This is a genomic window from Allobosea sp. (assembly GCF_048595345.1).
Classification (GTDB): Bacteria; Pseudomonadota; Alphaproteobacteria; order Rhizobiales; family Beijerinckiaceae; genus Allobosea.
In genome coordinates, this window is record NZ_JBMDWH010000232.1 from 1 (window position 1) to 9752 (window position 9752).

Below are 9752 nucleotides of genomic sequence, written 5' to 3' on the forward strand. Positions count from 1 at the left end.
CTCTCAAACCCTGGCTCAAAACCAAACGGCCCCAGAGCCAAAAAGCCAGGACACAAAAGTTGACGCGGGGTGGAGCAGCCCGGTAGCTCGTCAGGCTCATAACCTGAAGGTCGTCAGTTCAAATCTGGCCCCCGCAACCAATTTTACCGAACACCGTTCTTCGGTGCTTACAGCCGCCCCTCCAAGGGCGGCTGTTTTGCTATGGTGGACAGCGCCTTCAGCATCCCGATGACCTGTTCTTCCGTGAACGGTGAGGGCCGGTTCGCCCGTCTCCGTGTCTGACGAATTCGACTCAGGTCTGGAGGATGGTCATGGCCTCAGGCCACGACTTATCCGACCGAGCTCACCAGCTCAGCCTCGCTCGAAGAGGCGGATTTTCTCCCAATCGGTGACCGCGGCGGCGAACTCCTCCAGCTCTCGGCGACCGCAGCGCATATAATGGTCGACGGCGTGGTCGCCCAACGCCTCGCGCAGAGCCGAGGACTGGTCCAGCGCCTGCAGGGCGTCGTGCAGCGAGAGCGGGATCGTGCTCGCACCGCTGGACTGATAGCCATCGCCCGACTGGGCGGGGCGCAGCTCGGCGCGTGTTTCGACCCCGTCGATCGCGCCTGCCAGCAAGGCTGCGAAAGCGAGATAGGGATTCACGTCCGCACCGGGAATGCGACATTCGAAACGGAGGCTCGGGCCGTGCCCGATCACCCGGAATGAGGCGGTGCGATTGTCGTGGGACCAGGCGAGGTGGGTCGGTGCGAAGGTGCCGGGGCGGAAACGGCGATAGGAATTGATGTTCGGCGCCCAAAAATAAGTGGCGGCTGAAGCGTTGTTCATGGCACCTGCCAGGGCATGTCGCATGACAGGCGACATGCCGCTCGGCTCGTCCGCGTCATAAAAGGCGGGCGTGCCACTTTCTGCGCGGTCGAGCGACAGGTGCATATGGAAGGAATTGCCGGCCAAGGACGGGTCGACCTTCGCCATGAAGCTGATCGACTTGCCGGCCTGATGGGCGAGCTCCTTGCAGCCGTTCTTGTACAGCACCAGCCTGTCCGCCATCTCCAGTGCTTCGGCATATTGAAGATTGATCTCCTGCTGGCCTGGGCTCCATTCGGCCTTGGAGCCTTCGATCGGGATATCGGCGGCCTCCATCATATTGCGGATCACGCGAATGAACGGCTCGTCCTTGCTGGTCTGAAAGACGTGTCCGTCCTCGGGGTACCAGCTCGACGGTGTGATGCCGCGGTATTCCTTTCTCCTGGCCTCGGAGAAACTGTCGTCGAACAGGTAGAACTCGAGCTCCGCTGCCATGTTCGCGCGGTATCCCAAGGCGGCGAGGCGCGAGAGCTGTCTCTTCAGGATTTGTCGCGGCGAATGCTCCAGATCCCGGCCCTCTCGATCGGCGACATCGCAGAGCACGATCGCCGTGCCGGGCAGCCACGGGACGCGGCGCAGGGTCGCGAGGTCGGGGACCAGGCTGAAATCGCCATAGCCGCGCTCCCATGAGGCCGCCGCATATCCCGGGACGAGCGACATCTCCATATCCGTCGCCAACAGATAGTCGCAGAACAGTTGCGGGCCGGCCTGCGTCTCGAGGAAGAAGCGCCCGGTCAACCTCTTGCCGATCAGGCGACCCTGGAGATCCGTCATGCAGACGATGACCGTGTCGATCGCGCCGCCGCGGACCTGCGCCTCCAGACCCTGGAGGTTGAGACGCCCCCCGCGCGCGGCGGGGGACAGATCGTTTTCGCTCATCATGAACCTGGATATCGTGTTTCGGGGAGGAATGCGGCGTTGTCTCAGCGGTCGATCGTGACTTCCCAGACGCGCGGTCGCGCCTGCCAGCTGCGATATCCTTCGACGCCCTGTCGCGACACGCCGAGGTCGATATTGTTGTAGAGCATCAGCATCGGGACCTCGCTCAGGAACCGCCGATGAAGCGCGTCGAACAGGGCCTGGCGCGATGCTCGGTCAGAGGTCTCCATGGTCCGCTGGTTCAGATCGCGAGCGTGGTCGTCGTCCCAGATTTTCTGCGGCAGACGCGTCTTGTCGCCGATGATGTTCTGATAACTGAAGGCGGGGTCGAGTTGTGCCGAATAGGGGAAGGCGCTGAACTGGTAATTGCCCTTCCAGTAGCGATCGAGCTGGGTGGTCCATTCCAGGACCTCGAGGCGAACCTTGAAGCCGGCCGCCTGAAGCATGGCTTGGGACACGATCGCGACATTGTAGCTCCAGGGGAAGCGCTGGTTCGTCTGGATGACCAGTTCCTCGCCTTTGTAGCCGGCTTCTGTCGCGAGCTTTCGGGCCAGAGCGGGGTCGAAGCGATAGCCCTCGTCATGGGCAGTCGTGTGATAAGAGGACGTCGAGGGCACGATCGAATTGTTGCGTTTGGCAAGGCCGTCGGAGGCGGCGAGCGCCAGCTCCTCCGTGTCGACGGCGGCCGCGATGGCGTGCCGCATCCGCACGTCCTGTAGCAGCGGATCCTGGGTCTGCATCAGCAGCGTGACCATTCCCATATTGGGCGCACGCGAGATCTGGAGCGTCCTGTCATCCTTCAGCCCGGAGAACTCGGAGGGTGACAGATAAGGTATGATGTCCAGATTGCCGGTTTTCAGCGCTGCGATCGCAGTGGCATTGTCGGGAACGACGGTGAATTGGACCTCGTCCACCAGAGGCCTCTTGCCGCCGGTGTAGCCATCGATGGGGCCGCCGCGGTTTGCATAGTTCTCGAAGCGCCCGAGGCGGACCATCTCGCCGCGTTTCCATTCGAGAAAACGGAACGGACCGGTTCCGACCGGCTTCGACCAGGTCCCATCCGGATTGAGTGACGACCGATGAATGACCGGCGCCATGGCGCAGTCGGGCCGCGCGAGAATGGCGAGGAACATCGCGTTGGGACGGTCGAGCCGATAGACGATGGTGCGGGAGTCCGGGATCGTGACCTGCTCGACCTTCGCGATCCCGCTGCCGTCGAACTCCCTTCGGCAACGCCAGTCTCCATGACCCATGAAGTAGTCCCAGCTCCATTTGACGTCGTCCGCCGTCACCGCCGCGCCATTGTGGAACCGCAGGCCGTCCCGGAGCTGGAAGCTGTAGGTCTTGCCGTCCGGCGAGACCGAGACGCTCTCCGCCAGCAGAGGTTTCACGTCGCCGGCCTCGCCGAACGCCATCAATCCCTCGACGATGTGCAGATGGATGCCGTTGGAGATCCCGTCCGCGGCGCTGACGCCGGGCGTGCTGGTGCGCATGTCGGAATTGATCTGGACCCGCAGCGGCGCGGCGATAGCAGGCGATGCCAAGGCAAGGGCCGTCGCCGAGGCGCCGAGAAGCGTGGCCAGTCCGGGTAGACGGAAGCGCATGACATCCCCTTTCGTTAATGTATTATCTGTTTGAATAATTCATTGTTGTCGCAGAGCGTCGATTTGGTCAAGAGCCGATGGGGACCGGTCCGGCATCCGCCACGACGCTGTTGCCTCTTGAAGGGAAACCGGCCAGTTCTGGCGGCGCCGTTGAGACAGGGAGCTTCCGTGGATGGCAGCCCAGGCCAGCCCGCTTCAGATGCGCATTCTTTCGCAGTTGCAGACCCGGTTCGGCGGGAAGCATGCTGTCGGGCAGCGGCTCAACGAGGTGGACATCGCGGAGTGGCTCGGCGTCTCGCGGACGCCGGTTCGAGAGGTCCTGCGCGCGCTCGAGCGGCAAGGTGTGTTGGCCTATGAGCCGCGACGCGGTTTCGAGATTCTGCGGTCGCTCGATCCCGATCCCGGCGACGCTGGCGATCGCAGCGACCTGCTCGACGAGCGCGTCATGCGGGAAATGGCTCTCGGCACCCTGAAATCCGTGATCAGCGAGCGGGCGCTCCTTCAGCGTTTCGCCGTCCCGAAGGGATTCCTCAACTCGACCTTGCGCAGGCTGATGCGCGACCAGTTGGCCGAGCCGTCGCCCGGCCGCGGCTGGGTCTTCGCCGATGTCGGCCCCGAGGCGCTGAAGGATGGCTATCGCTTCCGCCAGATCGTCGAGCCTGCCGCGATCCTGAGCGACGGCTACGCCGTCGACTCGGCTGCGATGGCGAGGCTCGACTCCGATCACGAGGCTGCGATCGCCAAGATCGACGCTTTCGACCGCCGGGCTCTCTTCGAGCTCGACGCCCAGTTCCACCTCGCGATCGCCGAGGGGGCCGGCAGCCGGCCTCTGGCCGACGCCATCCGCCGCCAGAACAATATCCGGCGCGTCGCCGAATATATGGGCTTCGTTCGGCTCGACCGTATCAGGCAGTCGATGATCGAGCATCGCGGGATCATGGCGGCGCTACTCGGGGGCCGGCGCCAGCAGGCCGCGACGCTGATGAGACTCCATCTTGACGTGTCCGCGCAGGAAACCTTCTCTCATCTTCCCGAAGACCTGGAGCGCATCCGGTCAGGTGGAACGCTGTCTGAGGCGCCCGTTTCCGAGACATGAGGCCGCGCCGGCCGCGTGAGAGGATCGGACCGAAAGGTCGAATCCCCTTCTCGGAAGCGCGACGCTTCAGCACGATCTTGGACGGTATGACCGCGTCCGTCGGGACGCCCGATCTCTAGGAAGCCGACAGCGCAGGTTGGCCATATCGCGATCTGGGCCGTGTCAGCGCGGCGTAGCCCAGCGACGACAGCGAAATGCCGCGGCCGCTCTCCTTCAGACCGGTCCAGGCGAGGTCAGGATCGAGATAGTCGCAGCGGTTGACGAACACCGTTCCGGCCTCGACGGCGTCGCCCAACCGATCGGCCTGCTGGAGATCGGCACTCCAGATCGATGCCGTCAGGCCGAAGCGGCTGTCGTTCATGAGAAAGATGGCTTCGCTGTCGTCCGCCACCTTCATGATCCCGACGATGGGCCCGAAGCTTTCATCCCGCATCACGTCCATGCCGTGATCGACATCGACCAGCACCTGCGGTGCCAGATAAGGCCCATGGGTCCGGCCTTCGGGGAATCTGGATGTCTCGACGCACGCTCGGGCACCGGCAGACAGGGCCTGCGCGGTCTGTTCCCGCACGAGATCGGCAAAGCGCGCATGCGCCATCGGACCGAGAGTGGTTTCCGGTTCGAGCGGATTTCCGAGGCGGTAAGCTCCGACTTCCGCAACATATGCCTCGACGAAGCGGTCGTAGAGGCTGTGATGGACATAGATGCGTTCGACCCCGCAGCAGCATTGGCCGCTGTTGAAGAATGCGCCATCGACCAGAGCGGGCACGGCGACATCGATCGCCGCGTCCGACCTCACATAGGCGGCATCCTTGCCGCCGAGCTCCAGGCCGAGGCCGACCATGCCTTCGCCCGCAGCGCGGGCGATCGATCGCCCTGCCGGCACCGATCCCGTGAAATTGACGTGATCGACCGCCCCCGTCGCGATCATTGCGAGCGTGGCGTCGTGGCTCAGAATAAGGGATTGGAAAAGTCCAGGCGGCAGCTTCGCCGCCACCGCCGCCATCTGGAACCGGTCCCCGGTCAGGAGGGCCTGGGATGCCGCTTTCAAGATCACCGCATTGCCCGCGATCAGCGCAGGCACGATGGTGTTGATCGCGGTGAGATAAGGATAGTTCCATGGCGCGACGACCAGCACGAGCCCCACCGGCCGGCGCTCGATCCGACGGCGGGTGCCGGGCCGCTCCGATGGAACCACCGGCGCCAAGGCATCTTGAGCCAGCGCTGCCATTCGCCGGCCTCGCTCCTCGAGGCCGCGCGCCTCGCCGCCATAGCGGATCGGTCGACCGATCTGCCAGGCGAGTTCCGGCACGATCTCGTCGTTCATCGCCAGCAGCGCGTCGACGAAGGCCATGGCGGCTGCTACACGCTCCGCCAGCGGCGTCAGGGCCCAGCCGCGCTGGGTATGTCGGGCCTGCATGAGTGCCGCTGCAATGGCCCCGTCATCCGCATAGCGGCGGCGTGCCAGTTCGCGCCCATCCACCGGAGACAGGCAGATCGCGTCGTCGGACGGCGCGCGGTGCTGGATCATCGCGACATCCCGGCTTTGACATCCGGCTGCGCGGCGATGTCGTCCAGAACATCGGAGAGCGTCGAGAACAGGTGTTCGACTTCGCCGTCCGTCAGGATGAAGGGCGGCGCCAGCACGATCGAGGAGCCGAGCGGGCGGATGATCAGTCCACGCGCCCGCGCCGAGGCTGCGACACGTTCGCCGATTCGCAGCGCGCCGGAAAAGGATTGCTTGCTGTCCTTGTCGGCGACGAGGTCGAGCGCGCCCATCAGGCCGATGCCCCTCGCTTCCCCGACGAGGGCATGGCTCGCGAGATCCGACAGGCGCCGCTGGAAGCCCGGCGCGATTTCACCGACATGAGCGAGCACGCCCTCGTCCACGATGATCCGGATCGCCTCCAGCGAAATGGCGCAGCCGACGGGATGGCCGCCGGCGGTGAAGCCATGCGGAAACTCTTCCCAGGCACGGCTAGCCGCGCTGGCGCGCTCGTCCATCTCCCGCGACAGCATCACGGCGCCCATCGGAAAATAGCCCGCAGAGATGCTTTTGGATGCGACGATGATGTCGGGGCTCTGGCCGACGCATTGCGCGCCCCAGAGCTTCCCGGTCCTGCCGAAGCCGCAGATCACCTCGTCTCCGATCATCGGGATTCCGTAGCGGCGCAGCACCGGCTGCACATGGGCGAAATACGTCTCCGGAGGCAGGAGCACACCGCCGGCGCCCATGATCGGCTCGGCGAAGAAGCCGGCAATGGTGGAGGGATCCTCGGCCTCGATGAGGTCCGCCAGTTCGGTGGCCAGGCGGGCAGCGAAGGCGTCGTCGCTCTCGCCCGGTCGCGCGAAACGCCAAGCATGCGGGCAGCCGGCCATCACCACCTCCGGTAAAGGCAGACCGAAGGCACGGACATAGTCCTTGCCCGTCAGGCTCGCTGCCATCACCGTCGCGCCATGATAGGCGTTGCGTCGCGAAATCAGCTTTCGCCGCTGCGGCTGTCCTTCTGCGGCCCAGATCATCCAGAGAAGCTTGACGACCGACTCGTTCGCTTCCGAGCCTGAATTGGTGAAGAAGGCGCGGCTCATCGGGACCGGCGCGAGCGACAGGACGCGCTCCGCGAGCGCGATCGCCGGCTTCGAGTTTCGTCCGAAGAAGGTGTGATAGCCAGGCAGGCTGTCATATTGCCGGCGTGCGACCTCCGCGAGACGAGGCTCGCTGAAACCCAACGTCATGTTCCAGAGCCCGGAATTGCCCTCGAGATAGCGGCGCCCGGCATTGTCGAAGACATAGGCGCCCTCGCCGCGCTCGATCACCGTCGGTCCGGCCTCTGCCAGAGAGGGAAGGTCGCTGAAGGTGTGGAAGAAGCTCGCGAGCTCCCGGCTTTCCCATGACTGCAACGCTGGCTTCATCGTCCCACTCCGCCTGTCTTCCTCGGGCGCGCCGATCCGCGCGTCACGGCAAGGGAGCGATTCAATGAACTTTTGTCAATCAAAATACATTGACAACTTTTCCTTGGCGCGGATATTGGGCCGATCGATCGGATAGTCGAATGCGCGCCCCGCCGGTGACGCGACTTGCCGGAGGTTTCGATGAAAGTCGCGCTGGTGCAGATGAATGCGGGTGCCGACAAGGCGGCGAATATCGCGCGCGCCCGGCGCCTGATCGACCGCGCGGTCCGCGAGGAGCAGCCGGATCTCGTGCTGCTGCCGGAATGCTTCGCCTTCTACGGCGGCTCGCGCGAACAGCAGATCGCCTCGGCGGAACCGTGTCCCGGAGGGCAAGCCTACGCCATGCTGCAGGATGCGGCGGTCCGACATCGTGTCTTCATCCATGCCGGCTCCGTCAACGAGCGCGCCGGGGACACCGTCCATAACAGCACGATCGTCTTCGACCGGGATGGCCGCGAGGTCGCGCGCTACCGGAAGATCCACATGTTCTCGATCACCGCTCCGGACGGCGTCGCCTATGACGAGGCTTGGCTCTACGGAGCCGGTTCGCAGATCGTCACCTACGACCTGGACGGCGTCACGGTCGGCTGCACCATCTGCTACGACCTGCGCTTCCCCGAACTTTTCCAGGCGCTCGTCGATCGGGGCGCCAAGATCATCGCCGTTCCGGCGGCCTTCACCTTGCAAACGGGCAAGGAGCATTGGGAGCCGTTGCTTCGTGCGCGGGCCATCGAGACGCAATGTTTCATCCTCGCGCCGGCGATGGAGGGTGCCTACGAGGAAGACGGCGCCACGCATCACACTTACGGTCATTCTCTGGTCGTCGAGCCTTGGGGCACCGTCATCGCGCGCCGCGGCCTGGGCGACGGCATCGTCGCAGCGCGCCTCGACATGGCGGAAATCGATGCTGCCCGAAGCCGGATCCAGCTCGCCAGCCACCGTCGCAAGCGATTGATTTCGTTCTGACGCGGATGCCGCTGAAAGCGGCCTTTCAGCAAAGCCTCGCAATCAACCACACACACCCCGCGGAACCGGCGATGACGATTGCTCCTTTTCCTCTGATCAGCGTTTCCGGCAAGCCGCGCGAGCGGGGCCGGGCTTATGGCGAGGCTGCGGCGGAGCGCGTGCTGGGCAGCATCGCGCTCTATGGCGGCCAGCTCTCCGACCTCGGTTACAGCGAAGAGCGTAAGGCGGAACTGATCGCGGGCTTCGTGCGCGAGATCGATGCGTTCGATCCGTCCTACCCGGAGGAGATGGCGGGCATCGCCGAGGGGGCGGGCGTCGCCTTCGAGGATGTCGTCATGATCAACGCCCGCACGGAGGTCATGGCCAAGGCCCGCCGGGAGTCGAATCGTCCTGTCGACGCATCGATCGAGCCGGACGACGGATGCACGGGAGCCGTCATCCTGCCGGAGCGAAGCGCGAGCGGGCGGCTGATCCATGGCCAGAACTGGGATTGGCGCTCGGAATGCGCGGAGACGTCGGTCGTGCTGTGCGTGCGCCGCGACGACGGGCCGGATTTTCTGACATTCGTGGAGGCGGGCGGGCTGGCACGCTCGGGGCTGAACCAGGCGGGCCTGTCGATCACCGCCAATTACCTCGATTCCGAGCGCGACTATAAAACCCCCGGCGTGCCGCTCGTGTTCATTCGGCGCAAAGTCTTGGAACAGGCGCATTTCGCCATGGCGGTGAAAGCCGTGGCGGCGACGCCGAAGGTCTGCTCGAACAACATGATGATCGCGACCGCGGAAGGGTTCGCGATCGACTTCGAATGCGCGCCGGACGAAGCCTTCCCGCTTTATCCCAGCGCTGGCCTGATCGTGCACGCCAACCACTGGGTCAGCGCGGTTGCGCTCGCAAAGCTGAAAGACACTGGCATCGCGAGCGTTCCCGACAGCGTTTATCGCGACTGGCGTGTGAGCAAGCTCCTGCGCGAGGCCGGCGAGAAGCTCACGCCCGATGATCTCAAGCACGCTTTCTTCGACGAATTCGCCAAGCCCTACAGCGTCTGCCGGCCGCCGCGGCCGGGACTGCGGGACAATAATCTCTCGGCGACGGTGGCGATGGTGGTGATGGATCCGGGGCAGGGGGTGATGGAGGTCGCTCCCTTGCCGGCGCTCAACCGCAGCTTCACACGCTACAGCTTGGATTGAGAAGTGCTCGACCCGCAGCGTGGGACGCTAGGCACTTTGTTTTTGGCCCTTTGATTGCGGTTGGGAGGGCATTGATGGTTCGTTTTGGGTTGACGCGGCTTGGGATGGCGTTGCCGACGCTTGTGATCGTTGCGGTGTCGGTTTTTGTCTTGATCCGTCTGATACCGGGGGATCCGGCGCAGCTGATGCTGGGGGATCTGG

The 9752-nt window shown here is 64.5% G+C and carries 7 protein-coding genes, 1 tRNA gene and 1 pseudogene; 5 read left to right on the forward strand and 4 right to left on the reverse strand.

Annotated elements, in window-relative coordinates:
- Positions 1-63 precede the first annotated feature (63 nt).
- Positions 64-140: transfer RNA gene (locus tag ACOJTB_RS20435), tRNA-Met, on the forward strand.
- Between the two features lie 211 nt (positions 141-351).
- Here the strand turns inward: ACOJTB_RS20435 and ACOJTB_RS20440 are convergent.
- Both ACOJTB_RS20440 and ACOJTB_RS20445 read right to left on the reverse strand, forming a co-directional pair.
- The gene (locus tag ACOJTB_RS20440; protein WP_420104368.1) at positions 352-1746 is read right to left on the reverse strand and encodes a glutamine synthetase family protein; all 1395 of its coding nucleotides are present in this window, start codon (positions 1744-1746) and stop codon (positions 352-354) included.
- A gap of 44 nt (positions 1747-1790) precedes the next feature.
- The gene (locus tag ACOJTB_RS20445) at positions 1791-3290 is read right to left on the reverse strand and encodes an ABC transporter substrate-binding protein (RefSeq protein WP_420104362.1); all 1500 of its coding nucleotides are present in this window, start codon (positions 3288-3290) and stop codon (positions 1791-1793) included.
- 232 nt (positions 3291-3522) lie between these two features.
- Here ACOJTB_RS20445 and ACOJTB_RS20450 point away from each other — a divergent pair, with 232 nt between their 5' ends.
- Positions 3523-4446, forward strand: coding sequence for a GntR family transcriptional regulator (locus ACOJTB_RS20450; RefSeq protein ID WP_420104363.1), 924 nt, complete (start codon positions 3523-3525; stop codon positions 4444-4446).
- Between the two features lie 115 nt (positions 4447-4561).
- Here ACOJTB_RS20450 and ACOJTB_RS20455 read toward each other — a convergent pair whose 3' ends face one another.
- Positions 4562-5977: an aldehyde dehydrogenase family protein gene (locus ACOJTB_RS20455; RefSeq protein WP_420104364.1), complete on the reverse strand. Its 1416-nt coding sequence runs from the start codon at positions 5975-5977 to the stop codon at positions 4562-4564.
- Complete coding sequence (locus tag ACOJTB_RS20460; protein WP_420104365.1) at positions 5974-7359, reverse strand: aminotransferase; 1386 nt, start codon at positions 7357-7359, stop codon at positions 5974-5976. The genes ACOJTB_RS20455 and ACOJTB_RS20460 overlap by 4 nt, the downstream gene beginning before the upstream one ends.
- Positions 7360-7539: 180 nt before the next feature.
- Here ACOJTB_RS20460 and ACOJTB_RS20465 point away from each other — a divergent pair, with 180 nt between their 5' ends.
- From ACOJTB_RS20465 to ACOJTB_RS20475, 3 genes and pseudogenes are all read left to right on the forward strand, one after another.
- A complete protein-coding gene (locus ACOJTB_RS20465; protein WP_420104366.1) occupies positions 7540-8364 on the forward strand; it encodes a carbon-nitrogen hydrolase family protein in 825 nt (274 codons plus the stop codon).
- Between the two features lie 5 nt (positions 8365-8369).
- A complete protein-coding gene (locus tag ACOJTB_RS20470) occupies positions 8370-9551 on the forward strand; it encodes a C45 family autoproteolytic acyltransferase/hydolase (protein ID WP_420104367.1) in 1182 nt (393 codons plus the stop codon).
- Positions 9552-9625: 74 nt separating this feature from the next.
- Positions 9626-9752: pseudogene (locus tag ACOJTB_RS20475) on the forward strand (ABC transporter permease); the annotation flags it as partial.